The sequence below is a fragment of the Acinetobacter sp. WA-87 genome, assembly GCF_039938935.1.
Classification (GTDB): domain Bacteria; phylum Pseudomonadota; class Gammaproteobacteria; order Pseudomonadales; family Moraxellaceae; genus Acinetobacter; species Acinetobacter seifertii.
The window spans coordinates 163,815-188,525 of record NZ_JBDUVF010000004.1; the positions used below are offsets into that span (position 1 = coordinate 163,815).

Sequence of the window (24,711 nt, forward strand, 5' to 3'; positions counted from 1 at the left end):
TGATTTTAACTTAATGTTTTTGCTTGTGAGTTTGTTGCTGTGCTTTTAACTGCTGTTGTAACTCTGCCAAACGCGCATTCAGAAGTTGAATACGTTGGTCTTTTAAACTTAAAGTTTGATTTAGTTTGGTTACATTCCTTTGTAATGTAACGGTTTTTTTGCGAGTTGTCATAACTTTTACTGCTAACTCAGTATTGTTTTGACCTTGTTGTGTGCTCTTTTTTGCACTTCCATGAGTAGAATTTGGGCTGTTCTCTGCCACAATGCTCATTTCTGCTTGTTGTAAGCGATATTTAGCTCTACCAGAAGATGCTTTTGCTAAGTTAGTTTCACTCGATTTAGATTTTGTATGTGAAGCCTTAGCTGTATTTGCTGTTGTTAAGTTTAGTGAAATTCCCTGACGCAAACGGTTTACATCACCTTGAATAAAAGCATGTCGGTTTTGAGCTTGGATATCTCGCATGACTTTAGCCACAGGTTGTTTGGTCTGTGCTGCAATACGATTGGCAATAGTCCATAAAGATTCATTACGCTGCACGACATATTTACCTGTAGGGGCTGGACCTTTATAGGTACTGATTTTCTGCTTTTTCGGTGTATTTTTACTTAATGCATTTTTTTGTTGAGCAGGCTTAGGTTGAGCCGCTTTTTTGACTGTAGTTGTTTGATTGTCACTGCTCGGTTTAAGAGAAGCGGCAGGCTGTTTTTCTACAGCAGATGGTTCATTACTCATTGCTGCGATAGTCTGCTGTGGCGCTTGAGTCGCAGGTTTTTCGGTAAAAGGCGTTGCTGGAGCTGAGTTATTCAGAGCAGGAGCAGTTCCAGTGCTAATGTTTAGATTACGCTCATTAGCTGTAGTTTCGGCTACAGGTGTTGCTGTCTCAGCAGGTGTATACCGAGTACTTTCAGGTAGGTTTAACGCAATGTCTTTTTCATTTACGATAAATTGTGGTGAAAGTGGAGTTTCGTTAGCAGCCACCTTTTTGATAGGCGATGGCTTTAAAACAGTTTTAATATGTTGAAGGCGAGTTGCATTACCCTCACTGACTTTTACGACAATATTCAGTTCGGGATCAATAATAGGACGAGATGAGGTAATTACAATAACGCCAGAACCTTGGCCATTTTGACGTGTATAAAAATTTAGACTACCAGGAGGTTGGTGAGTAACTCCCAAACCATTGAGATCTTCTTGAGTGGCTAAACTGACTTGCAAGGGAGTGTTAGGATCCGCTTGCTGAAAATTCATTTCTGCATAAAGTAATTCCCCAGGTGCAGATTGAATTTGAATAGGATCTAATGTAATCGCATAAACAGAAGGCGAAGACATAATGGTGAAAATGGCAATTTTTAATTTGTTATATGCAGTCATCTCAATCCATGACCTGATCAGTCGTAAAGTCGTTCAAAATTATACAATAATGAAATGTAAATAAATTGTTAATTTTTCACAAACCAGTTACGAAAAAGCCGATCAAATGTGATCGGCTTTTTATTTTGACTGAATAATTCAGGTCAAATTATGAGCTTTTGTATTCAACTAAAATACGTAACATACGACGTAAAGGTTCAGCAGCACCCCAAAGTAGCTGATCGCCTACTGTGAATGCACCAAGATACTCTTTACCCATATTGAGTTTACGTAAACGGCCTACAGGTACAGTTAAGGTACCAGTCACAGCTACAGGTGTAAGATCAGTCATCGATGCTTCACGTGTATTTGGTACAACTTTAGCCCACTGGTTTGAGTTACGAATCATATCTTCGATCTCATCAAGCGGAACATCTTTTTTCAGTTTGATCGTTAATGCTTGAGAGTGGCAACGCATTGCACCGATACGAACACAGTGACCATCAATAGGAACGATTTGAGAGTTACCTAAAATCTTGTTGGTTTCAACTTGACCTTTCCACTCTTCTTTAGATTGACCGCTTTCAAGCTGTTTATCAATGTAAGGAATTAATGAACCCGCAAGTGGCACACCAAAGTTTGCAGAAGGGAAGCCTTCACCACGTTGTAACTCAGCAACTTGGCGGTCAATATCAAGAATTGCAGATTTAGGATCATCTAACAAAGTCTTGGTATTGTTGTATAAGTAACCCATACCTGTTAACAACTCACGCATGTTTTGTGCGCCAGCACCTGATGCTGCTTGATAAGTCATAGCAGTCATCCACTCAACCAAATTGTTTTGGAAAAGTGCGCCTACACCCATCAACATAAGTGATACGGTACAGTTACCACCAACGAAAGTTTTAGTACCTTTCGCTAAACCGTCTTTAATCACATTAAGGTTAACTGGATCAAGAACGATAATTGCATCATCAGACATACGTAAAGTAGATGCTGCATCAATCCAGTAGCCATCCCAACCAGTTGCTTTTAACTGTGGGAAAACTTCAGATGTGTAGTCGCCACCTTGGCAGGTAATAATGACATCCATTTGCTTCAGACTGGTAATGTCTGTAGCTTCCATAAGTGCTGGAGCAGTCTTACCACCAAATGAAGGAGCTTCACCACCTGCATTACTGGTAGAGAAATAGAATGGCTCAATATGAGCAAAATCATTCTCTTCAACCATACGTTGCATAAGGACGGAACCGACCATCCCGCGCCAACCGACCAGACCTACTTTCATGTCATTTTGCCTCGGTGCGTTAAAATTGTTAGGGGGAGTTGAGTGTATCAAAAGTGCTCACAACTGCAAGCGTTACAGAATCAAAACAGCAATTTTATTGAGTAGAATATCTTGTTTATGTTACATACAAAATTGATAAAGATGACAAAAACATTAAAAAACAAATCATCCTAAAAGAGAAATTTCAATGATTTATATCGAAGTTGTGTCTGTAGTGGTGATTTGGTTGACTTTCTGGTCACTGATCCCTCGTGATGAGTGGTGGTTTCGAGGCGCTGATTTTCCACGGTTACAAATTTTGTTTGTTGGGCTAATTGCTTTAATGGGCATGTTGTTTTGGCCAACTGAATGGAATCTATGGCGTGAGATTTTACTTGCGGTACTTATCGCAGCAATTGCTTATCAACTTAAAATGGTTTTACCTTATACATTGTTTTGGAAAAAGCAGGTTAAAAAAGTTAAACCAAAGCAATTAGATCCTCAAAAGCAAATTTCACTGATTGTTTCTAATGTACTCACACCTAATGGTAAATATCATTTATTACTTGAGCATGTGCGGACATTAAAACCTGATTTATTATTGACGTTAGAAACTGACAAGACTTGGGAAAATGCTCTAAAAGAAATTGAAGAAGATTATTCATACCGTGTGCCAGTCCCTCTAGATAACTTATATGGCATGCATTTATATAGTCGACTCCCTCTTAAAAATACAGAGGTTAAATTCATTCTAAGTAATGAAATTCCTTCTATTCATACCACTGTAATCTTGCCCTCTGGAATGCCTGTTCAGCTCTACTGTTTGCATCCTAAACCACCAAGTCCAACTGAAGCAAAAGATTCAACACTACGAGATGCAGAACTTTTAATTGTTGGAGATCAGATTAAAGATCTAGATGAAAGTTGTATCGTGATGGGAGATCTAAACGATGTCGCATGGTCACGCACAACTCGTTTATTTCAACGTATTAGTGGGTTGCTCGATCCGCGTGTTGGACGACATTTTATTAATACCTTTCATGCTGACTATCCTTTATTGCGCTGGTCACTTGATCATATCTTTCATAGCACAGATTTTGGTTTGATAAAGATGCAACGTTTATCTCATATTGGATCGGACCATTTTCCTGTTTATGTGGTTTTACAAACAGGGCGAATATTTGAGCAGATTCAAGAAGAAGTTGAAGAAACTGAAAAAGATGCAAAAGAAGCTAAAGCTGCAATACAAGAGGGTATTGCTAAGGCTCAAAAAGAAGAAAAAGTCGTGACTGATGAAATTACAGAACCTTATAAAGGGAAAAGTATATAAAAGCGAGTTGTAAGCAATATCGTACAAAGATTTGAGTCTAGGTCCAATAGGCAGGGAGAGCTAAAACCCGTATTCTACATTCATCGGCACACGGAAGCGGGAATGGATTATCCCAAGTAAGGATGCACTAAGCTGATATGGAACGACATCATGGATAAGATGTTAGAACGGAAGCGATAAAAAGAATTATATACCCTGAAAGCACAACCTCATTTACCCGAGTTTTGCAGGACGCAGAACTCGGGTTGATATTTTATATAAATACCATTTAATTAATTATAAATTAAAGAAATATTTTAAGGTTCTCTTAATTTAAAAATCTATTTAATTATAGGTAGTAGTCCATAAATTTTTTTATATATCCGAGCCCTTTTTCAATGAAAATAGATACAAAAATTTTTTTAAATAAGTTTTTGTTTTTATAGATTATTGAAGAATAAATATAGGCTTTGATCTATTTAGGTATAAATTGGACTTGTTTAATTGGCAAATCTCAATAGAATGTGCCGATCGTTGACATGTTGGATCGTCAACAGGCATTGTTGTTTACTTCGCCGGATCGGCGGGTTGTGATTTGCTTGTGCATTTAAATTTCTGTTTGGAAATTAGTGTACATATTGAGGTTTCACTATAAAAATAGTGTTCTTCTCCCTCTCATATTTGATACTTTGCGGTGCATAAGGATTGTCTTATGAAGAATTTTAAATTTAGCCTTGCGTGGCAAATTTTAATTGCTTTAATCCTAGGGATAGTTGTCGGGGCTGTTTTACATAATCAGCCTGAAATCAAAGATAGCATTGTAAATAACGTTCTTACTCCATTAGGTAAGATCTTTATTAGCCTGATTAAAATGATTGTTATTCCAATCGTTTTCTCTACATTGATTTTAGGTATTGCTGGTGTAGGCAGTACAAAAAGTCTAGGGCGTCTTGGTTTTAAAACCATTCTCTATTTCGAAATTATTACTACTATTGCTATTTTGGTTGGCTTAGTTGCAGCGAATATCTTCCACCCAGGTTCAGGCATTGATATGTCTCAGCTGGTTCAAACAGATATTTCTCAATATAAGCATACAACTGAAGAAGTTCAGTCACAGTCTCATGGCATCATGCAGACAATATTATCGCTTATCCCAACGAACATTATTAGTTCGATGGCGCATGGCGAAATGTTACCAGTGATTTTCTTTGCTGTACTTTTTGGTATTGGTCTATCTTCATTACCAGCTACAACTAAAGACCCATTATTAAATGTATTTCATGCTGTATCGGAAACAATGTTCCGTGTAACGCATATCATCATGAAATATGCACCAGTGGGTGTGTTTGGTTTGATCGCTGTAACTGTTGCAAACTTCGGTTTCGCTTCACTTATTCCATTAGGTAAATTGGTTGTATTGGTTTACGGTGCAATCTTGTTCTTTGCTTTAGTGGTACTTGGTTTAACTGCAAAAATGTTCAGTATCAATATCTTTACTTTGCTTAAGATCTTGAAAGATGAATTAATTTTGGCGTATTCGACTGCAAGTTCGGAAACAGTTTTACCGCGTATTATGCAAAAAATGGAAGCTTATGGTGCGCCAAAAGCGATTTCTAGTTTTGTAATCCCAACAGGTTATTCATTTAACCTTGACGGTTCTACGCTTTACCAAAGTATTGCAGCAATCTTTATTGCACAGCTTTACGGTATCGAAATGTCAATCAGCCAACAAGTTATTTTGGTTGTAACACTAATGATTACTTCTAAAGGTATCGCAGGTGTTCCTGGCGTATCATTCGTGGTGTTATTAGCGACATTAGGTAGTGTTGGTATTCCTGTAGAAGGCTTAGCATTTATTGCTGGTGTTGACCGTATCATGGATATGGCTCGTACTGCTTTGAACGTTGTAGGTAACGCGCTTGCGGTACTTGTAATCAGTAAGTGGGAAAAGCAATATGACTATGAAAAAGCTGCTGCTTATGAAGCAACATTTAAATAAGACTGCTTTCTTTTAGTTGTAAAAAACCCGCGATCATCGCGGGTTTTTTATTACGTTATTTCAGTACACTTTGATATAGCTCAAGGGTCTGGTCGCACATATCTTTTAAACTGAACATTGTCACAGGAGCAACTGTTTGAGGTTGTTCAATATGATGTTTTACTGTTTCGACTAAGGCTTTTTCATTTTCAGCTTCAACAAGACCTTGTGGATATACATTGGATAAAATCTCTGCAACACCTCCACGGTTCCAGCCAATCACCGGTGTACCGACTGAGAGCGCTTCTAATGCTGTTCTACCGAATGTTTCTGCTTGATTGGATAGAGAGAGCACGATGTCGCTAAAAGCGAGCCATTCGCGTATATCTGAGCGATGTCCTACAAAGGTGATCTTATCTGCGAGACCTTTGTTTTGAATGGTGCTTTGCAGCTCACTTAAATAGGCCTGTTTTTTAGCATCGGCACCACCCACAACAACAGCATGTAATTGAGGATATTGCGACTGAAGTTGTTGCATCAATTCAATTAAGCTTTCATGTCCTTTTAAACGTGTAATACGGCCAGGCAAGCATAGTAAAAATTTATTTTCGAGTTCGGGAAAGTCGTTAAAGACTTGGTTAAACCACTGTGCTGAGGGTTGGTAGTTATGCGGGAAAGCAGCTGGATCAATCCCTCGATAAATCCGGACAATATCTTGTGGTGGACAGTTTTTATAATGGTCAGTGATGTATTTAACTACGCTGTCAGAAACGGCAATTACTTTTTCAGCTTGAGTCATAATTGCACTATAGCGATTGACTGAGTAGAAACCATGTACTGTGCTGATGAGGTGAGGGCGCTTATGTGCCGGTATACCTTTTAAGGCAAAATGAGTAAGCCATGCAGGAACACGTGAGCGTACATGAACAATATCGGGTTGATGCTGCTCAATTAGCTGACGTAAAGGGCGAATTTGCCACAAGCTCGATAAAGACTTTTTATGAATCGGTAGCGTTAAGTGTTTAGAACCCTCAGCTTCAAGTTGAGACACTAATCGTCCGCCATTTGATACAACCAAAGATGGGTGGCCTTGTGCAACTAGTGCACGTGCAATTTCCAGTGTGCCGCGTTCTACGCCACCGCTATTGAGTTCTGGGAGAAGTTGCATCACTTTCATTGTTTTTGCCTTATAAATTCATAAAAGATGGACCATCTACAGATACATCACTTCAAACTAAATCATTATCCAGAATTTACTATCGTGTTAGCGACATGGATGTCGCTGTTTCGCTGTGTTACATGGAAGTAACATCAGCGGAACAAAGGATTTTTGCTTACTTTTTATCCCTAAAAAGTAAGGTTGGCCTATTCGAAAGTATTTGAATTTCACTTTAAATTGAGGCTATGCCTACTACCAATTTAAAATCATTGCAGCTTTATCTTAATAGATCTCTTCATATCCCTCAGGACGTGTCTTAAAACGACGGTGAAACCACATATATTGAGTTGGTGCGATACGAAGCTGATTTTCAATAATTTTATTTACGCGGGTTGCATCATCGATTTCATCTTCACTTGGCATATTGTCGACAGCAGGTTCAATTAGAATATGATATTTTGGGTCGTGTACATCGCCCTGACGATAAAAATATAAAGGAACAGCAACCGCTTTCGAGATTTTTAATAAACGACGGTGAGCGGTTACAGTGGCAGCTGGCACTCCAAAAAACGGTGCCATAACACCTTGTTTGAGCCCAAAGTCTTGGTCGGGGCTATACCAAATTGCATCACCATCTTTAAGGTGGCGAATTAAGCCCCGCATATCATCATGATCGATTTGTGCTTTATAAATGGTTGCTCGACAGCGATAAATCAGCATGTCGAGTAGGGGATTATTTTGAGGACGATATACAACATCTGGTTCAAAATATTGAGCACATACATAACCACCAGCATCAAGCAAAGTACTGTGAGTTCCCAGTAATAAAACGCCTTTGCCTTGTGCTTGAGCATTGGTAATGTGTTCTAAGCCTTCAATCGTGACACGGTTTTTAAACCAGTACGGCTTATACCAAGCGTTTAAGGTCTCAAAAATACCAAGCATCATATCTACAAAAACTTGTTTTGCTTGTTGCTGTACTTTTTCAGGTGACCATTCGGGAAAGCAAACTTCTAAATTACGAATAGTTGTTTTGCGACGAGATTTTAAATATTTCCAAGCGATATTTGCTAACCCGTGAGCCAAACGCCATTGAATCGCCCACGGTAAAATAGCCAAAAGCATGAGGAAAGTAATCGCAATCCATACACCCCAATATTTGGGTAATAAAAAGGACCACTGAAACTCACCGGGCGTATAAGGCTGCTTTTGGCTCATAACGATATAAAAAATTGAAAAAGTTAAAACTGCCAAAAGTGTATCACGAACTGAATTTATCGTCGTAATACACAGGAGTAAATTGAAGGTTTAGAGCTGGTAAAGAAAAATAAAGTGGGTTATCGGCGGTGTTCTAAAAGAATACGAACAGCAAGTCCGGCTAATACCGTCCCCATAATCCAGCGTTGGATGCTTGCCCAAAGTGGTTTTTGCTGTAGAAAAAGCGCAATGCTACCTGCAGAAAACACAATCAGTGCATTTACTGAAACACTTACAAAAATTTGTATGGTCCCGAGTTGAATAGACTGCGCTAAAATACTGCCTTGTTGTGGGTGAATAAACTGTGGCAATAAAGACAAATACATAATCGCAATTTTAGGATTAAGTAAATTTGTCAAAAAGCCCATTAAAAATAATTTTAATGGTGAATCGATAGATAAGTCTTTTACACTGAAAATAGGCGCAGCATTTGGACGTAATGCTTTCCATGCAAGCCAGAGTAAATATATGGCACCGACAATACGAATCGTGTCATAGGCATATGGAACTGCGACCACAAGTGCCGTAATCCCGAAAGAAGCGCAGAGCATATAAAATACAAAACCAACCGCAACGCCACCGAGGGAAATAAAACCTGCGAGTTTGCCCTGACTAATGGAACGAGAAATAAGATAAATCATGTTCGGACCCGGGGTGAGTACCATCGCCAAGCAAATGAGTCCGAATGCCAAAATTTGAGAGAGATCTAGCACGGAAATATCCTTAAATATTATTATACTGATAGGTATATCATAATTGTTTTGTATACAGCGAAACTTTATTCATTGTCTTTTTGAATCAAAAAATAAGAATAATTCAGTATGATATGAATATCCTGATTTCATAGAAATTTATGAGAAATCTCCATATCGATGCCACAAAAGGTGTCTTAATTTTTCTGGTTGTATTGGGTCATTACCTTGAAAGGTTAATTGGCTGGAACGAACCTCTAAATCAAGCGATTTTAGGGAGCATTTACTTTGTTCATATGCCAGCTTTTATTTTTATATCGGGCATGTTTTTTAAAGAAGAGAAAATCCTAGAAAAGTTAATTTACTTTTTATCGTTATATTTACCATTTCAACTTTTATTTCAATTGCTTGATGCCTTCTATAACGGAAGTTTATGGAATTGGTCGTTTCATTTGGTATGGTTTGCTAAGCCTTATTGGGTGCTATGGTATTTATTTGGCATGGTGGCTTGGACGTTTTTAGCTTTTTTCCTAAAAAAGACGGCATATCCAGTTCTGTTTTCAATCGTTTTAGCTTTACTTATTGGATGCTCACCCATCAATAATTACAGCTATTCGATTGGTCGAATTTTCGTATTTCTACCTTTTTTTATGGCTGGGGCGATCTATGGTAAAACCATTTTCCAGTATATTCCGCAGTTGCCTTATGCAAAGTTATTTGCAGTTATCACATTATTCATCATTACTGCCGTAGCCGCTGTAAGTCATTATAGTTATTACTGGCTATTTGGTAGTTTATCTTATCTACAGTTACATGTGGATATTTGGCAAGGAATGCTGCTTCGCAGTGTAATAATGTTGCTATCGGCTATGGGAGTTTTGAGTTTATTTATACTCACTCAAAGCTTTAAACAACCTTGGATTGGTTTAGGCCAAAAAACGCTGCCAGTTTATATATTGCATGGTTTTGTAATTATTGTTTTGACTCATCAATTAAGTTTTAGATATTCGGTAGAGATCAATATTTTTATTAGTCTTGTTTTGGCTATCCACACTTGTATGGTTTTGCAGTTACAGATATTTGAACGTTTAATTCGTTTCATCTCTTTATTTGTTTATAAACCTTTTATGGCATTACTAGAAATTCTAAATCCAAAAAAAGGGCTTTAATTAAAGCCCTTTTTTATTGATTAACTGCCTTTACTCATTTGCTCAAGTTCATCCCAACGCTCTAATTTTTCAAGCAGTAATTCTTCAATTTCTACGAGGCGTTGGCTTGCTTGAGTCGCAGCATCTGCATCAGACACAAACCACGAACCATCTGCAAGTTTGTCAGAAAGCTCGGCTTGTTCAACTTCCAGTTTCTCGATTTCAGCAGGAAGTTGCTCAAGTTCACGTTGGTCTTTATAACTCAATTTCACTTTTTTAACGTTACTTTGAGCAGCAGCTTTTTCAGCTTCAGCTTTTGCTTGAGCTTTTTTAACGTCAGATTTCTGATCTACTACTTTGTCATCTGGACGTTGTAGTAAGTAGTCTTGGTAGCCACCGATGTATTCTGCAATATTACCTTTGCCATCAAATACCCACGTAGATGTTACTACGTTGTCCATAAATGCGCGGTCATGCGAAATAAGTAATAGCGTACCTTTGTAATCAGACAACATCTCTTCAAGTAGCTCAAGAGTCACCATATCCAAGTCATTGGTTGGTTCGTCCATCACAATCAGGTTCGATGGCTTAAGCAATAATTTAGCAAGCAAAATACGGTTACGCTCACCACCCGAAAGGGCTTTGACTGGTGTACGTGCACGTTCAGGTGAGAACAAGAAATCTTGTAAATAGCTGTAGATATGACGACGGTTGCCATTTACATCTACAAAGTCAGAGCCTTCTGAAACGTTTGCCATGACTGTTTTTTCAAGATCTAAGGCATTACGTAATTGATCAAAATAAGCAACTTCTAATTGAGTACCTGTCTTAACAGAACCGCCATGTTCGATTTCACCTAGAATGGCTTTAATTAACGTTGTTTTACCGACACCGTTATCACCTACTAGGCCAATACGGTCACCACGCATGACAAGCGTAGAGAAGTCTTTGATGAGTGGTTTACCATCATAAGATACGCTCAAGTGCTCAATATCAAATACTAATTTACCAGAGCGATTTGCTTCTTGAGTCGCCATGCTCACTTTGCCTTGTTGCGAACGGCGAGCTTTTGATTCTTCGCGTAATGCTTTTAATGCACGAACACGACCTTCGTTACGTGTACGACGTGCTTTAATGCCTTGACGAATCCAAGCCTCTTCTTCAGCTAATTTTTTATCAAATAAAGCGTTTTGTTTCTCTTCTGCTTCCATTTGCTGAGCTTTAAGCTCTAGATAACGTGAATAGTTACCTTCATAGCCGCGTAAAATGCCGCGGTCAAGTTCAACAATTCGAGTCGCAATGCTATCTACAAAAGAGCGGTCATGCGAAATAAATAGAAGCGTTAAATTATTTTGATCGAGTAGGAATTTTTCTAGCCACTCAATACTTTCAACATCTAAATGGTTGGTCGGTTCGTCTAGAAGCAGTACATCTGGCTGCGTTAAAAGAGCACGAGCAAGTAAAACACGACGTTTACGTCCACCAGATAAGTCTGCCAAATCTGCGTTTGGGTCGAGACCCATTTTACTTAGTAGAGCATTCACCTTGTTTTCAAGCGCCCAGCCGTCTAGTTGGTCTAGCTTGTGCTGAAGGTTACCCATACGGTCGCAAGCTTCCATATCTCCCAGCATACAAGCATCGGTTGCTTCATGGTAAGCTCTAAGTACTTCGGCAGCTTCTCCTGCGCCATCTGCCACAATGTCAGCAACTTTGCCAGAATCCATTGGAACGTCTTGGGCTAACATAGAAACCGTTAGACCATTTTGAATAGAAACTTCACCAGAATCTGGTAATAAGCTTCCCTCGATGAGTTTAAGTAAAGTAGACTTACCTTCACCATTACGCCCAATTAAACAGACTCGTTCGCCACGTTCTAGATTAAAGTTCGCGCCATCGAGCAGGGCAGGTCCGCCAAAAGCAAGTTGGACATCCCTTAGGGTAATATAGGCCATAATGTTTTCCAGAATCTCAAATGAGGATTTAAATGACTAAACCACCATATCATGATGATCAAGCGTCATTTTCCGCACCCATTGAAGATTTGCAAGTGCGAATTACATTTTTGGATGATTTAGTTGAACAATTAAATCAACAACTCGCTATTCAAACTCAGGAAATAGCTGATTTGAAAAAACAAATGCAATTACTTTACCTACGAGTGGAATCTTCAGATTTATCAGAAGGTATTGCGCCTTTTGACCCATTAACAAATAAACCTCCTCACTATTAATAAAAAGGCAAGTTCAATACTTGCCTTTTTAACTAGAGAATATTTTAATTTTAGTTAAAAACCGTGTAAAACAATTTTCCCTTTTGTCTTGCCACTCTCAATTTGTTGATGAATCTGTTTTAAATTTTCAGCATTAATAGGGCTTAAAACTTCAGTCACAGTTGTTTTGATTTTCCCTTCCTCAACTAGCTTGCTGACTTCATTTAATAGTTCACTTTGTTTTTGCATATCTGCAGTTTGAAACATTGAACGTGTGAACATAAATTCCCAATGCACAGACACAGACTTCGATTTAAACGGTTTAATATCTAACTGCTCAGGGTCATCAATGAGTCCAAAGTACCCTTGTGGTGCAATCAACTCTACAATATCTGATAAATGTTGATCTGTTTGAGTGGTTGAGAATACATATAAAGGTGCATTTAAGCCTAATTGTTTGATTTGTGGTGCTAAAGGCTCTCGATGATCTAATACATAGTCAGCACCGAGTTGTTTTACCCATTCTTTCGTTTCAGGGCGCGAAGCTGTCGCAATAATTGTAAGGTTAGTTAACTGTTTAAGAAGTTGAATGGTAATTGAACCTACACCACCAGCCCCGCCAATCACTAATATTGTTGTGTTTTCTGGTGCATTCTTTTGAACTTGTAAACGATCAAATAGCATTTCCCAAGCCGTGATTGCAGTTAAAGGAAGAGCAGCCGCTTCAGTTACTTCTAAATTTTTTGGTTTATGACCAACAATACGTTCATCAACCAATTGTAACTCACTATTACTGCCTTGGCGATTTAACGCGCCTGCATACCAAACAATATCGCTCACTTTAAATTGAGTGACTTTATCTCCAATCGCTTCAACCACACCTACAGCGTCCCAGCCAAGCACTTTCCAACCAGATTCGGCACTTACATTTTTACGTATTTTGGTATCAACTGGATTGACCGAAATTGCCTGTACGCGAACAAGCAGATCATGGCCTTCTGCAACGGGAGTGTCGAGTTCAATATCTACGAGTACCTCTGGCGATGTAATAGGCCCTGCTTTTTGATATGCGACAGCTTTCATAATAATAATTCCTCTTGTTGAGAGTTTGATCATAACGTAAGCTTAAAAATAGTGACTACAGACAAATAACGCTCATAGTGTCAAAAAGGATACTGTAAAATGGCAAAAGCTCGACATTCAAGTTTTGACTGTTCACCGGGTTGTTCAGTTGAAGCTGCAATCAGTTTGATTGATGGTAAATGGAAATGTGTGATTCTTTGGCATTTACTAAATGAAGGAACTTTGCGATTTAATGAAATCCGTAAACGAGTTCCAAGCATTACGCAAAGAATGCTCACCAATCAGCTTCGTGAGTTAGAACAAGATGGCATTATTCATCGCGAGGTTTATCCTCAAGTTCCTCCTAAAGTCGAATATAGCCTGACAGATTTAGGACAAGGTCTTGAGCAGATTCTATTTGCTTTAAAAACATGGGGAGATGCCCATCTGGATCGGTTCGGTAAGTTATCCACTCTTGAAACTGAAAAGTCTGCCTAAATATTGTGTCTAGATTGCTAAGAATATCTACGAGAAAATGTTGTAGTTTTTAACCTCGCAGGTTAATGGGACATTATTTTTATGATGTAACTTGCGTTTTCTGGTCAGCTTATGCAACTCTAATAAAAGAGATTAATAGGTTTTGCTATGGACAATATGGGAATTTGGGTTACCGTTATCATTGTTCTTTTCGTACTAGGCTCCATTTTTGGTTTAAGAGTGAGTCCGCGTGAAAAGGCACTCGGTATTATGCGAGACAAAGCCCGTAAAATGGGACTACATCCACGCATAATTGCCGCACCTGAATGGACACATGTCCCGATGGCAACTGAAAAGCGTGCCAGCATGGTTGCTTATTATAGTGTATTAATCCCTGATGCTCGTTTAACGCTCATGCGTGCTCGTGTTATAGACGGAAAATTAAAAGTAGTGCAGGGCGATGAGAAATTTAATGATTCTCCCATTGCATTAAAAGGGATTTATGCTATTGATATGCAGGCAAACTGTGTAGGCCTTTATTGGGATGAGGAATCGGACCTAAAAGCCACGCAATTAGATGAGATGAAGGCTTATCTGTTGGCCTTGGCTGAAGCCTGATTTTTAAATTTATTGGTATAGGAATAACATTTTATATGGCGAATACCTCGCGCTCTGCATCTCAAAGCACAGCATCTACTGCCTCTGCTGCACATAAACGTGCCTTAGTGATTGTGGAGTCGCCTGCCAAAGCGAAAACCATCAACAAATATTTAGGTTCGCAGTACATTGTTAAGTCTTCTGTGGGTCACGTACGTGACTTGCCAACAGGCGGCAGCAAATCAACAGAGAAAAAGCCGGCTGCCCGGACAAAACTCACTGAAGCTGAAAAAGAACAAAAAGCCCAATCTGCGCTGATTAATCGTATGGGTGTCGATCCGGAACATGACTGGAAAGCACACTACGAGGTTCTACCTGGCAAAGAAAATGTTGTTGCTGAACTCAAGAAACTTGCTAAAGATGCAGATGCAATCTACCTCGCAACGGACTTGGATAGAGAAGGGGAAGCAATCGCTTGGCACCTACGCGAAGTGATTGGTGGTGACGATAGTCGTTATCACCGTGTGGTATTTAACGAAATTACTAAAAATGCCATTCAAGAAGCATTTAAACAACCAACGCGCCTAGACTTAAACCGTGTGAATGCACAGCAAGCACGTCGTTTCTTAGACCGCGTAGTGGGTTTCATGGTTTCGCCATTACTTTGGGAAAAGATTGCCCGTGGTTTATCGGCAGGTCGCGTACAGTCAGTTGCTGTAAAGCTTGTTGTGGAACGTGAACGTGAAATTCGTGCTTTTATTCCAGAAGAATATTGGCAAGTTTTTGCAGATACCCAAGCCAAAAAAGATGACATCCGTCTTGAAGCAGTTAGACAAGCAGGTAAAACGCTTAAACTGAAAAATAAAGCTGAAACTGATGCTTTATTAGAAGTTTTAAAAGGCGCTGAATATAAAGTTGCACAGCGTGAAGATAAGCCGACTAAGGTCAATCCAAGTGCACCATACATCACTTCGACTTTACAACAAGCTGCAAGTACACGCTTAGGTTTCTCTGTGAAGAAAACTATGATGCTTGCGCAGCGTTTGTATGAAGCTGGTTTTATTACCTATATGCGTACGGACTCAACGTTTTTGAGTGATGACGCTGTAAATATGGTACGTGCTCATATTGAAAGCCAGTTTGGTGAAAAATACTTACCAGCAAAGCCAAACCGCTATGGTAACAAAGCGGGTGCTCAAGAAGCCCACGAAGCAATTCGTCCGTCAAATGTTTCACTTACAGGTGATCAACTTGCGGGTGTAGAGCGTGATGCTCAGCGCTTATATGACTTGATCTGGCGTCAGTTTGTTGCTTGTCAAATGACACCAGCAGAATATTTGTCTTCAACTTTAACGGTTGAGGCAGGCAATGTTGAGTTAAAAGCAAAAGGTCGTACGCTTGTATTTGATGGTTTTACGCGAGTTCGTGGTGCCAACAAGTCTGATGACGATATTATTTTGCCAGCTATTAAAGTCGGCGAAATCTTAAAATTAGAGAAGTTAGACCCAAGTCAGCACTTTACTAAGCCGCCTGCACGTTTTACTGAGGCATCTTTAGTAAAAGAACTTGAAAAACGTAGTATTGGTCGTCCATCGACTTATGCAGCGATTATTTCTACCATTCAAGAACGTGGTTATGTCAAATTAGAAAATCGTCGTCTTTTTGCAGAGAAGATGGGCGAGATCGTGACAGATCGTCTTGATGAAAGTTTTAATAACCTGATGAACTATGCGTTTACAGCAGACCTTGAAGGACAGCTCGACAAAGTTGCTACAGGTGAGCGTAACTGGAAAGAGTTACTCGATACTTTCTATGGTGATTTTAAAAAGCGTTTGACCAATGCTCAAGGTGAGCAAGGCATGCGCCGTAACCAGCCAGTTGAAGTACCAGCAGTACATTGTCCTGAATGTTCACGACCAATGCAGATTCGTACAGGTACAACTGGCGTATTTTTAGGCTGTTCTGGTTACAACTTGCCGCCTAAAGAACGCTGTAAAGGCACTTTGAACTTAACACCAGTTGAGTCTTTAGCTGCGTTATCTGATGATGATGGAGCTGAAACGGCTGACTTGATGTCAAAGCATCGCTGTCCAAAATGCGGTACAGCAATGGATAGCTATGTGATTGATGGTGGTCGCAAGCTTCATGTCTGTGGTAACAATCCAGATTGTGATGGTTATGAGCTTGAAGAAGGCGAGTTCAAGATTAAGGGTTATGATGGCCCAACTATTCCATGTGATAAATGTAACGGCGAAATGCAGCTTAAAACTGGTCGCTTTGGTCCATATTTCGCTTGTACCAGTTGTGACAATACTCGTAAAGTCTTGAAGAGTGGTCAACCTGCACCTCCGCGTGTAGAACCAATCAAGATGGAACATTTGCGCTCAACGAAGCATGATGACTATTTCGTGTTACGTGATGGTGCTGCTGGTCTATTCTTGGCTGCAAGTAAGTTCCCGAAAATTCGTGAAACACGTGCACCAAAAGTTGCTGAGCTTCGCAGTGTTGCTGACCAACTTGATCCAAAATACCAGTTTATTTTACAAGCTCCAGATGTAGACCCTGAAGGTAATCCGACTATTGTGAAGTTTAGTCGCAAGAACCAATCACAATATGTAGGATCTGAAACACCAGAAGGTAAACAAACCAAATGGAGCCTGATTTATCAAGACGGTAAATGGATTGAAGGCTAAATAAGACAGTTAAAAAATGCTAGCTCAGCTAGCATTTTTTATATCAACAACAATAAAAGAAAATTTAATTTTTATGGGGAAAAAGAATGTGGAAAAACATTCGGATTTTATGCCTATTGATTATTTTATTAATCGTTGCGGTTCAGGCATGGCGAGATCAAAATCAAGACTGGAATCAGCCTATTGTCGTGGTATTGCACCCAGTAAATGCTGATGGCCTACAAACAACACAAGCTTATATTCATCAGTTACAAAACGCTGATTTCCAAACGCTCAAAAGCTATTTAAGTGAATGGTCACAGCATTATCGTGGACAGTCCAGCAACTTTGAGATTCGTTTAGGGCAACAACTACAGCATCGGCCACCTGTAGTCCCTCAAAATGCCAATATTTTGAATGTAATTTGGTGGAGTTTAAAGTTTCGTTTTTATGCATGGCGACAACAACAGCCTGAAGATAGCGGAGCTTCACTTAAACTTTATTTAAATTATTATGATCCAACTTATCAAAAGGTTTTAGTGCATTCGACTGCTTTAGAAAAAGGTCGTATTGGTAGCGTCAATTTGTTTGCTGCACGTGAGCAGGCATCAGAAAATCAGGTCGTTCTTGTTCATGAGTTATTGCATGGCTTTGGTGCAAAAGATAAATATGATTTAAAAACAGGTCAGCCGATCTATCCATTGGGTTATGCACAACCCGAAAAAGTACCTCTTTACCCACAAAAGCAAGCAGAAATCATGGGGGGTAAAACTCCATTGTCTGAGCAGACCAATAAAATGCCAAGAGATTTACAAGAAACCGTAATAGGTTTACCAACAGCTCAAGAAATTGGTTGGTTGAAATAAGATTGTGGATAAATACTGTTTTATCCACATCAATTGTTAATAAACGATGCAGATCTTATACAGACAATAAATGTGAAGTAAATCACTATAATGACAATATATAAACTTCCTAATACCTGATAATAAGAGTAGCCATGATGAAAACTGTAGGTAATGATTTAGTTCGTAATCAGCTACATGCTGATCGTAAATGGTATCTAATATTAGGCTTTGTGCTCATTATTTTCGGTTTAGTCTTATTTAGTTCACTACCATTTGCAACATTTTCGGTTGTTTTCCTATTTGGTATTTTGATGATGATAGGCGGTGTTCTACATTTGATTGCTGCCTTAAGTGTATTTAAGGGTGGTAGCCGATGGCTATGGGCACTTTTTGGGGTGCTGTATTTAATGGCTGGCTATTACGCATTTTCTACACCTGTGACTACAGCTGTAGTTTTAACTAGTCTGTTATCGATTGCACTGATTATTGCTGGGGTCATCCGCACCATAAACGCATTTTTATTAAGACCAATTGCTGGGTGGGGATGGACATTATTTTCAGGATTATTAACCCTAGCTACAGGTATTTTAATTTTAGTTTCTAAGGACTCACCGTTTTGGGTGTTGGGAATGTTTTTGGCAGTAGATATTTTATTTCAGGGCATTAACTTTTTAGGACTCGCTTCTGCAATTAAGCATTTGCCTGCTAGCTCAAAAACAGTTTCTTAAATTAAATAACGAACAAAAGGGCACTTAAGGTGTCCTTTTTTGTTTTTAGTGAGCTAAGGTCCATCTCGTGGCATGGGTCTGTTAAAATAGGTCTTGGTGTTTTAGCGATGTGTGTTATGAGTCTTGCAAAGTTAATTAATGAATTAAATGCTCAGCAAAAAAAGGCAGCAACGACTACGGCTCAAAACTGTCTGGTTTTGGCTGGAGCAGGCTGTGGCAAGACTAAAACGATTGTTGCTCGCGCAGCTTATTTAATTGATCAGGGATTACCTGCAAATCAAATCCAGATTTTAACGTTCACGCGCCGTGCCGCGAGTGAAATTGTTGCAAGGGTTGAACAGCATGTTGGGGCACAAGCCAAGGGTCTTCGTGCATCAACCTTTCATACCTTTTGCATGTACTTGCTGCGTCGTAATCCACAAGCATTTGGTTTAACCCAATTTAGTATTATTGATCGTGATGATCAGTTACTCATGTTTCGCTTATTGAGAGGTAAAGACAAAGATAACGTTTTACCTAAAGCAGCAGAGCTGTGTGATTTGTATTCTTATGCCCGTAATACGCAATCTAAGCTTTCAGAGGCATTACTCAAGCAATTACCTGAAGTATATGAGTACAAGGCACAAATTGCGGAGCTAATGAAAACCTATGAGCAACGTAAAAGAGAGCGGAACTTTTTAGACTATGACGATATTTTGTCGATTGTCGCTGTTCATTTGCAAAACTCGGAAGCACTCACAGATTGGGTTGCAGGTTTTTGTCAGGCTTTGCTGGTCGATGAAATGCAAGATACCAACCCTTTACAGTGGGCACTTTTGCAGCCACTCATTGGTAAGGTGAAATTGTTTTGTGTGGGTGACGATGCTCAGTCCATTTATGGTTTCCGCGGTGCCGACTTTGAAAACATTCATTCTTTTAAAGAACGGATTCCTGACGCGGTTATTCATACTTTAGATTTAAATTACCGCTCAACTCAAGAAATATTGGATTTATCAAACTGGTTATTAGCACATAGCCCAATCGATTATGAAAAACAGCTACAGGCATATCGTGGCAAAGGACAAAAGCCACAGCTCCACTTATTTGGTAATGAATTTGAAGAAGCTAATTGGATTGCACAAGACTTAATAGAGCGACATCAGCAGGGCGCAAATTGGTACGACCATATGGTGTTAGTTCGTTCTGGCTACAGTGCTCGCTATTTGGAAGGTGCATTTATTGCCGCTGAGATACCTTATCGTTTTATTGGTGGCGTAAAGTTACTGGAATCCGCACATGTAAAGGATGTACTCAGTCTATTGCGTATTGTGAGTAACCCGCAGGATGACTTGGCTTGGATGCGCTTTTTAACCTTATGGGATGGTATTGGTGATGTTGGTGCCAGTAAGTTAGCACAAGAGTTAATGGGCATTAGTGAGGTTGAAGAGCGTTGTGACCGTTTAGAGCGTCATGGAAAAGTCCCTTTACAGGCTATTTTAATTTTGAAACAGCTTGATGTGTTACAGCAGCATGTTGAAGCAAGTATTGGCCTCGCACTTGATGCCCTAAGTGAACAGTTAGAGCAAAACTATAAAACGAAAGACTGGTCACGTCGCGCTAAAGATTTCGACTTGGTAAAACAACTTGCGCGTAAGCATGGATCGCTTGGTGAGTTTCTTGAGGAATATGTGCTTGAACCGATTTCAGTTTCTGAAATTGAAAAAGCGGGCGATGATGATTTGGTGACCTTAATTACAATTCATTCGGCTAAAGGTGCAGAGCAAAAGGTATGTTATGTACCGCATGTTTCGCCAAATCAATTTCCATATGCACGCGCACAGGGTGATTTTGATGATGTCGAAGAAGAACGTCGTGTGTTATACGTTGCATTAACACGTGCGGAAAATGAATTGATTTTGACGAAGCAAAACCTAAATACATGGTCACAAGACACGTATGATGAACAAGGTCGTAAAATCGAAAGTTATTTCCTAAATGATCTACCCGCACATTTAGTTCAGGCAAAAATTCATCGTCAAGTTCCACAGCCATTTGCCAAAAAACAATGGAACACTTCACGAACAGTAAACTTAGGTTTTGGTATCGATCTCGACTAAACTACTGTATAAGACACTGTGAATACTCAAATGTATATTGGCCCTTATTTTGAAGGTCAGTGAAGGTTGGAAAATGAAAATATTAGTTCGTAATTTAGATCGCTTAGTGACTGAAGCCGAAGTTTTAGAGCTGTTTAAGGCTTATGGTAAAGTTGATTCTTGTGTTGTTGTAACCGATAAAGAAACAGGTAAATCAAAAGGTTTTGGATTTGTCGAAATGCCGAATCCACGTGAAGCAATCAAAGCCATTAAAGGCTTAAATACACTTAAAGTAAAAGGTTACGGAATTCGCGTTAAAGCCGCTGAAGAGTAATGCGTTTATGCAACAATTTTTAGCTCTTTCTGTGGTTGCTCCAAATGGAACCCGTATAGCCCAAGGTGTAAAGACTCTAGAAGTTCGTTCATGGGTGCCTACAGAGTTGCCTCTTAAAGATCTATTAATTGTTGAGAACCCGAATTTTTTAATCAATGATGGTGATGAGTAACACCGAAAAATTTATCAAGTCGCTTTGGATTTTCCATAAATAACGTTGATTTTATCAATGGAGTCGTTAAGCTAAGAATAGTCATATTGATGGCAATCTTTAGAACAGGAAAGTTTAGTTATGTCACGTGTTGCTCGTTATCATGCCGATCGTACCAATCAAAAACTCTATTTTGCGCGCTTAGCGTGTCAACAAGCAGAGCAAACTGATCATGTACAGCAGGTACAAGCTTATCGTGAAACAGCTGTCTTTCACTTGCATGGTGCAATGCTGGCTTTTCTGCAAGAACTGGTACGTTACTACCGTTTAAATGACTCGCAGCCGACATTAAAATCGATTGAAGAACTCATGGCGGCAAAAGGTCAGGTTTCTCCTGAGGTTTCTGTTTTGCAGCAATTAGCCAAAGATGGCTTTGTTGCAGAGTTAAAGCGCGCTTACCGTATGTGTCAGTATGCACCAGAACCAACTGAACCAACGCCAGAAGAAGAAACATCTTCTAATTTGATCATTAAAGTGACTCAGGGACCTCAGTCATGGCTACCCGATGTGAAAATCTTGCGTGAATGGCATAGAGAATTAAGTCATTTAATTGATGGTTTTCGTAACGAAATGGTCGAGTTCTAAAATTAAACTGTTTAAGCGCTTGAAATTTAATCCTAGTGCGCCTATATAAATAAGACGAGAGATGCAAAGTGCAAGGGTGCTTTGCCACCATGTTGAAACATGGAGGAAGTATATGTCTATACAGCAATTGAAAGAGTTATTTGGCAATCAAGAAGCAGTGTTGGAGTTAGTCCAACTCGAAGGTGGTGAGCTTGCCTTGCGTAATGCTGGTTCTGAAAAAGAGCCCTTGGTTAAAATTCAGTTTAGTGATGAACTAAAAGAGATTTTAGGCGAGCAAACGCCTGTAGTTGCACAGCATATGATTCAGGCTGCTTTATTTGGACTGCTCGAAAAGCAGGTCAATGAATGGCAGGCTGAGGTTGTAGATGAGCAGCCTAAATTCCTAAGTTAAAAAAAGCGTACTCTTGAGTACGCTTTTTTGTATACGTTAATGATGTGTTGACTGATGCGCCAGTTCGATTTGATTTAAAATATGGTGGCTCATATTCTTTGCCATTTCTTCTTTTGCATAGAATACTTCACCAATATTTTCATCTCGAATAACGGCAGCTTCTTCTTTACTTTCTGCACAAATTAAAACCTGAATTTGAGGGTTTAATTGTTTGGCAATATCCACAATTCGGTGAATATCTAAAATATCCATAGGGGAAATCACTAATAGTCGTGCATGCATGATATGCGCCTGAATTAAAACTCCAGGTTCAGTTGCGACACCACTTACGGCAGCAATATTTGCTTGACGTAGCTTTTCTACAATTTCACGATTTTCTTCTGCAATCACGACTTTAATATTCTGATTAATCAAATTTTCAGTAATACGTCGTCCAACACCACCATACCCTACAATCACCACTTGATCACGCAGATAAGCTTGATCAACTTCATCTGGCAACATTGCGAGTGGGTCACCACTGCGCTCAAGAAGTCGTGCTAAATGAGAGCGTTCACGAATCCAGCGTTGTACAGGTTCAACTGCCGAGAAAACAAAAGAGTTAAGCGTAATAGAGAACAAAGCGCCTGCTAAAATCAGGTTTTGAGCTTCTAGCGTTAATAGACCTAAAGACACACCAAGTGTTGCCAAAATAAATGAAAACTCACCAATTTGTGCAAGGCTGGCCCCGACGGTCAAAGCAGTATTGATTGGATAACGGAAGAATAAAACCAAGGCCATTGCAGCAAGCGTTTTACCCACCATAATAATCGCGATAACTGCCAAAATATGCAGTGGACGCTCGATAAGGATATGTGGGTCAAACAACATTCCTACCGAAACGAAGAATAAAATCGAGAAAATTTCACGTAGAGGAAGGGTTTCTTCTTCTGCACGGTGGCTAAAGTCTGATTCTTTTACGACCATACCCGCAAAGAACGCCCCTAGCGCCATTGAAACCCCAAAGATGGCATAAGAGCCATAGGCAATCGAAACAGCTGCTGCTACGACAGTCAGGGTAAATAGCTCTCTTGAACCTAAGCGCGCAACAAACTGCATAATGATAGGAACAACACGCTTACCCACAATAAGCATAAATGCAATAAAGCCAATCACTTTTAATAAAGTGATTCCCAGTGTTAGCCAGATATTTCCTTCTGCGCCTACTGGTGCTTTTCCACCAAGTAAAACCGCTGTAGCTGGAAGAAGTACTAAAACAAGTACCATTACCAAATCTTCAACTAACAGCCAACCTACCGCAATTTTGCCGTTTACAGAATCTAAAAGACCACGGTCTCCCAAAGCTTTTAATAATACAACGGTACTCGCACACGATAAGCTTAAGCCAAAAACCAGTGCAGAGCCAAAGCTCCAGCCCCATAGCATCGAAACGCCAACACCAAGTAAGGTAGCAACGGCTATCTGTAAAATTGCACCTGGTAAGGCAATACGTCGAACTTGTAAAAGATCATTTAATGAAAAATGCATCCCAACGCCAAACATCAGAAACATTACACCAAGCTCAGCAAGTTGGTTTGCTAGATGAATGTCTGCTTCTATACCGGGAGTGTTAGGACTAATAATAATTCCAGCAATTAAATAGCCGATAAGAGGGGGAAGTCGTAGTCGGGCGGCAATATAGCCAAAAAAGAGGGCAACGCCGAAACCAACAGCAAGTAAAATAATTAAATCTACGTCATGCGGCACTAAAAACTCCTTTTACGTGAGTTAGGCTAAAGACAAGCATAAAAAATGCCAAGGCGGAATATGTAGAAAGTTTAACAAAAAGGTGGGTATAAAAAAAATGCAAAAAAAAACGACTTCTTTAAGAAGTCGTTTTTTTCGACGCTAAAATTATTTGATTTTAGCTTCTTTGAAAATCACGTGTTGACGGATTTTTGGATCAAATTTTTTGATTTCCATTTTTTCCGGCATAGTACGTTTGTTTTTAGTCGTGGTATAGAAATAACCTGTACCAGCTGAAGAAACGAGACGAATCTTATCACGCATTGCTCAGACTCCTTAGATCTTTTGACCTTGAGCACGAAGGTCTGCAACAACCTTTTCGATACCCAATTTGTCAATAATACGCATACCTTTAGTGGTTAAACGAAGACGTACAAAACGTTTTTCGCTTTCTAACCAGAAACGGTGGTGGTGCAGGTTCGGCTCGAACCGGCGCTTGGTTTTGTTGTTGGCGTGTGAGACGTTGTTACCAACGACTGGACGCTTGCCGGTAACTTGGCAAACCTTAGACATGGTGTAACTCCATTGATTTAGCCAACAGCAAATCTGTGGCCAGTCATACTAAATGTAAACGGA

General features: G+C 39.5%; 23 protein-coding genes and 1 pseudogene. 14 read left to right on the forward strand and 10 right to left on the reverse strand.

Features of this window, described 5'->3' with window-relative positions:
- Nucleotides 1-10 precede the first annotated feature (10 nt).
- Entirely contained in the window at nt 11-1,372 is a 1,362-nt protein-coding gene (locus ABFY81_RS13250; RefSeq protein WP_200000214.1) for a hypothetical protein, read from the reverse strand.
- Between the two features lie 148 nt (nt 1,373-1,520).
- The gene (gene asd / locus ABFY81_RS13255; protein ID WP_002053322.1) at nt 1,521-2,639 is read right to left on the reverse strand and encodes an aspartate-semialdehyde dehydrogenase; all 1,119 of its coding nucleotides are present in this window, start codon (nt 2,637-2,639) and stop codon (nt 1,521-1,523) included.
- 187 nt (nt 2,640-2,826) lie between these two features.
- On the opposite strand from asd, the gene ABFY81_RS13260 reads away from it, so the two are divergent.
- Together ABFY81_RS13260 and gltP are read left to right on the forward strand one after the other, a co-directional pair.
- Nucleotides 2,827-3,948, forward strand: coding sequence for an endonuclease/exonuclease/phosphatase family protein (locus ABFY81_RS13260; protein WP_347913945.1), 1,122 nt, complete (start codon nt 2,827-2,829; stop codon nt 3,946-3,948).
- Between the two features lie 691 nt (nt 3,949-4,639).
- Nucleotides 4,640-5,926 carry a glutamate/aspartate:proton symporter GltP gene (gene gltP, locus ABFY81_RS13265; protein ID WP_004698899.1) on the forward strand — a complete coding sequence of 429 codons (1,287 nt, stop codon included), beginning with the start codon at nt 4,640-4,642 and terminating at the stop codon, nt 5,924-5,926.
- Between the two features lie 55 nt (nt 5,927-5,981).
- On the opposite strand, the gene ABFY81_RS13270 is transcribed toward gltP, so the two are convergent.
- From ABFY81_RS13270 to ABFY81_RS13280, 3 genes are all read right to left on the reverse strand, one after another.
- Entirely contained in the window at nt 5,982-7,082 is a 1,101-nt protein-coding gene (locus tag ABFY81_RS13270; protein ID WP_347913946.1) for a glycosyltransferase family 4 protein, read from the reverse strand.
- Nucleotides 7,083-7,346: 264 nt separating this feature from the next.
- Nucleotides 7,347-8,282, reverse strand: a complete 936-nt coding sequence (lpxL, locus tag ABFY81_RS13275) for an LpxL/LpxP family Kdo(2)-lipid IV(A) lauroyl/palmitoleoyl acyltransferase (RefSeq protein ID WP_347913947.1) — start codon at nt 8,280-8,282, stop codon at nt 7,347-7,349.
- Between the two features lie 119 nt (nt 8,283-8,401).
- Nucleotides 8,402-9,034 carry a LysE family translocator gene (locus ABFY81_RS13280; protein ID WP_017398157.1) on the reverse strand — a complete coding sequence of 211 codons (633 nt, stop codon included), beginning with the start codon at nt 9,032-9,034 and terminating at the stop codon, nt 8,402-8,404.
- Between the two features lie 140 nt (nt 9,035-9,174).
- Between ABFY81_RS13280 and ABFY81_RS13285 the strand changes: the two genes are divergently transcribed.
- Complete coding sequence (locus ABFY81_RS13285; RefSeq protein WP_347913948.1) at nt 9,175-10,182, forward strand: acyltransferase family protein; 1,008 nt, start codon at nt 9,175-9,177, stop codon at nt 10,180-10,182.
- Nucleotides 10,183-10,202: 20 nt separating this feature from the next.
- Here the strand turns inward: ABFY81_RS13285 and ABFY81_RS13290 are convergent, their stop codons facing one another.
- Nucleotides 10,203-12,113, reverse strand: a complete 1,911-nt coding sequence (locus ABFY81_RS13290) for an ATP-binding cassette domain-containing protein (RefSeq protein ID WP_347913949.1) — start codon at nt 12,111-12,113, stop codon at nt 10,203-10,205.
- Nucleotides 12,114-12,145: 32 nt separating this feature from the next.
- Here ABFY81_RS13290 and ABFY81_RS13295 point away from each other — a divergent pair, with 32 nt between their 5' ends.
- Nucleotides 12,146-12,391 (forward strand): SlyX family protein, encoded by a 246-nt coding sequence (locus ABFY81_RS13295; protein ID WP_004698888.1) that lies wholly within the window; start codon nt 12,146-12,148, stop codon nt 12,389-12,391.
- A gap of 54 nt (nt 12,392-12,445) precedes the next feature.
- Here ABFY81_RS13295 and ABFY81_RS13300 read toward each other — a convergent pair whose 3' ends face one another.
- On the reverse strand, nt 12,446-13,453 hold the full coding sequence (locus ABFY81_RS13300; RefSeq protein WP_347913950.1) for a zinc-binding alcohol dehydrogenase family protein: 1,008 nt from the start codon (nt 13,451-13,453) through the stop codon (nt 12,446-12,448).
- Nucleotides 13,454-13,552: 99 nt separating this feature from the next.
- Between ABFY81_RS13300 and ABFY81_RS13305 the strand changes: the two genes are divergently transcribed.
- From ABFY81_RS13305 to ABFY81_RS13350, 10 genes and pseudogenes are all read left to right on the forward strand, one after another.
- Nucleotides 13,553-13,930 (forward strand): helix-turn-helix domain-containing protein, encoded by a 378-nt coding sequence (locus ABFY81_RS13305; RefSeq protein WP_347913951.1) that lies wholly within the window; start codon nt 13,553-13,555, stop codon nt 13,928-13,930.
- A gap of 147 nt (nt 13,931-14,077) precedes the next feature.
- Nucleotides 14,078-14,527, forward strand: coding sequence for a hypothetical protein (locus tag ABFY81_RS13310; RefSeq protein ID WP_004698883.1), 450 nt, complete (start codon nt 14,078-14,080; stop codon nt 14,525-14,527).
- A gap of 35 nt (nt 14,528-14,562) precedes the next feature.
- Nucleotides 14,563-17,199, forward strand: a complete 2,637-nt coding sequence (topA, locus tag ABFY81_RS13315; RefSeq protein WP_347913952.1) for a type I DNA topoisomerase — start codon at nt 14,563-14,565, stop codon at nt 17,197-17,199.
- 86 nt (nt 17,200-17,285) lie between these two features.
- Nucleotides 17,286-18,044 carry a hypothetical protein gene (locus ABFY81_RS13320; protein ID WP_288422232.1) on the forward strand — a complete coding sequence of 253 codons (759 nt, stop codon included), beginning with the start codon at nt 17,286-17,288 and terminating at the stop codon, nt 18,042-18,044.
- A 137-nt stretch (nt 18,045-18,181) separates the two neighbouring features.
- On the forward strand, nt 18,182-18,754 hold the full coding sequence (locus ABFY81_RS13325; RefSeq protein ID WP_019458042.1) for an HdeD family acid-resistance protein: 573 nt from the start codon (nt 18,182-18,184) through the stop codon (nt 18,752-18,754).
- Nucleotides 18,755-18,870: 116 nt separating this feature from the next.
- The gene (locus tag ABFY81_RS13330) at nt 18,871-20,850 is read left to right on the forward strand and encodes an ATP-dependent helicase (protein WP_347913953.1); all 1,980 of its coding nucleotides are present in this window, start codon (nt 18,871-18,873) and stop codon (nt 20,848-20,850) included.
- Nucleotides 20,851-20,923: 73 nt separating this feature from the next.
- A complete protein-coding gene (locus tag ABFY81_RS13335; protein ID WP_019458044.1) occupies nt 20,924-21,163 on the forward strand; it encodes an RNA-binding protein in 240 nt (79 codons plus the stop codon).
- 7 nt (nt 21,164-21,170) lie between these two features.
- Nucleotides 21,171-21,332 (forward strand): annotated as a pseudogene (locus ABFY81_RS13340) (ASCH domain-containing protein); the annotation flags it as partial.
- 123 nt (nt 21,333-21,455) lie between these two features.
- Nucleotides 21,456-21,959: a DUF6586 family protein gene (locus ABFY81_RS13345; RefSeq protein ID WP_004698871.1), complete on the forward strand. Its 504-nt coding sequence runs from the start codon at nt 21,456-21,458 to the stop codon at nt 21,957-21,959.
- Between the two features lie 112 nt (nt 21,960-22,071).
- The gene (locus ABFY81_RS13350) at nt 22,072-22,350 is read left to right on the forward strand and encodes a hypothetical protein (RefSeq protein ID WP_004698869.1); all 279 of its coding nucleotides are present in this window, start codon (nt 22,072-22,074) and stop codon (nt 22,348-22,350) included.
- A gap of 36 nt (nt 22,351-22,386) precedes the next feature.
- Here the strand turns inward: ABFY81_RS13350 and ABFY81_RS13355 are convergent, their stop codons facing one another.
- The 3 genes from ABFY81_RS13355 to rpmB form a co-directional block, all read right to left on the reverse strand.
- Complete coding sequence (locus tag ABFY81_RS13355) at nt 22,387-24,096, reverse strand: cation:proton antiporter (RefSeq protein ID WP_212511951.1); 1,710 nt, start codon at nt 24,094-24,096, stop codon at nt 22,387-22,389.
- Nucleotides 24,097-24,243: 147 nt separating this feature from the next.
- Complete coding sequence (gene rpmG, locus ABFY81_RS13360) at nt 24,244-24,399, reverse strand: 50S ribosomal protein L33 (protein ID WP_001205031.1); 156 nt, start codon at nt 24,397-24,399, stop codon at nt 24,244-24,246.
- 12 nt (nt 24,400-24,411) lie between these two features.
- Nucleotides 24,412-24,648, reverse strand: a complete 237-nt coding sequence (gene rpmB, locus ABFY81_RS13365) for a 50S ribosomal protein L28 (RefSeq protein ID WP_000048256.1) — start codon at nt 24,646-24,648, stop codon at nt 24,412-24,414.
- Nucleotides 24,649-24,711 lie beyond the last annotated feature (63 nt).

What these genes read in the sequence shown, in the direction of transcription:
- gltP (WP_004698899.1), top strand. Translation starts at nt 4,640, where the DNA reads ATGAAGAATTTTAAATTTAGCCTTGCGTGGCAAATTTTAATTGCTTTA.
- ABFY81_RS13305 (WP_347913951.1), top strand. Translation starts at nt 13,553, where the DNA reads ATGGCAAAAGCTCGACATTCAAGTTTTGACTGTTCACCGGGTTGTTCA.
- ABFY81_RS13270 (WP_347913946.1), bottom strand. Translation starts at nt 7,082, where the DNA reads ATGAAAGTGATGCAACTTCTCCCAGAACTCAATAGCGGTGGCGTAGAA.
- rpmB (WP_000048256.1), bottom strand. Translation starts at nt 24,648, where the DNA reads ATGTCTAAGGTTTGCCAAGTTACCGGCAAGCGTCCAGTCGTTGGTAAC.
- ABFY81_RS13250 (WP_200000214.1), bottom strand. Translation starts at nt 1,372, where the DNA reads ATGACTGCATATAACAAATTAAAAATTGCCATTTTCACCATTATGTCT.
- ABFY81_RS13330 (WP_347913953.1), top strand. Translation starts at nt 18,871, where the DNA reads ATGAGTCTTGCAAAGTTAATTAATGAATTAAATGCTCAGCAAAAAAAG.
- ABFY81_RS13335 (WP_019458044.1), top strand. Translation starts at nt 20,924, where the DNA reads ATGAAAATATTAGTTCGTAATTTAGATCGCTTAGTGACTGAAGCCGAA.
- ABFY81_RS13285 (WP_347913948.1), top strand. Translation starts at nt 9,175, where the DNA reads ATGAGAAATCTCCATATCGATGCCACAAAAGGTGTCTTAATTTTTCTG.
- ABFY81_RS13260 (WP_347913945.1), top strand. Translation starts at nt 2,827, where the DNA reads ATGATTTATATCGAAGTTGTGTCTGTAGTGGTGATTTGGTTGACTTTC.
- ABFY81_RS13290 (WP_347913949.1), bottom strand. Translation starts at nt 12,113, where the DNA reads ATGGCCTATATTACCCTAAGGGATGTCCAACTTGCTTTTGGCGGACCT.
- ABFY81_RS13300 (WP_347913950.1), bottom strand. Translation starts at nt 13,453, where the DNA reads ATGAAAGCTGTCGCATATCAAAAAGCAGGGCCTATTACATCGCCAGAG.
- ABFY81_RS13350 (WP_004698869.1), top strand. Translation starts at nt 22,072, where the DNA reads ATGTCTATACAGCAATTGAAAGAGTTATTTGGCAATCAAGAAGCAGTG.
- lpxL (WP_347913947.1), bottom strand. Translation starts at nt 8,282, where the DNA reads ATGAGCCAAAAGCAGCCTTATACGCCCGGTGAGTTTCAGTGGTCCTTT.
- ABFY81_RS13295 (WP_004698888.1), top strand. Translation starts at nt 12,146, where the DNA reads ATGACTAAACCACCATATCATGATGATCAAGCGTCATTTTCCGCACCC.
- topA (WP_347913952.1), top strand. Translation starts at nt 14,563, where the DNA reads ATGGCGAATACCTCGCGCTCTGCATCTCAAAGCACAGCATCTACTGCC.
- ABFY81_RS13310 (WP_004698883.1), top strand. Translation starts at nt 14,078, where the DNA reads ATGGACAATATGGGAATTTGGGTTACCGTTATCATTGTTCTTTTCGTA.
- ABFY81_RS13320 (WP_288422232.1), top strand. Translation starts at nt 17,286, where the DNA reads ATGTGGAAAAACATTCGGATTTTATGCCTATTGATTATTTTATTAATC.
- asd (WP_002053322.1), bottom strand. Translation starts at nt 2,639, where the DNA reads ATGAAAGTAGGTCTGGTCGGTTGGCGCGGGATGGTCGGTTCCGTCCTT.
- ABFY81_RS13345 (WP_004698871.1), top strand. Translation starts at nt 21,456, where the DNA reads ATGTCACGTGTTGCTCGTTATCATGCCGATCGTACCAATCAAAAACTC.
- rpmG (WP_001205031.1), bottom strand. Translation starts at nt 24,399, where the DNA reads ATGCGTGATAAGATTCGTCTCGTTTCTTCAGCTGGTACAGGTTATTTC.
- ABFY81_RS13325 (WP_019458042.1), top strand. Translation starts at nt 18,182, where the DNA reads ATGAAAACTGTAGGTAATGATTTAGTTCGTAATCAGCTACATGCTGAT.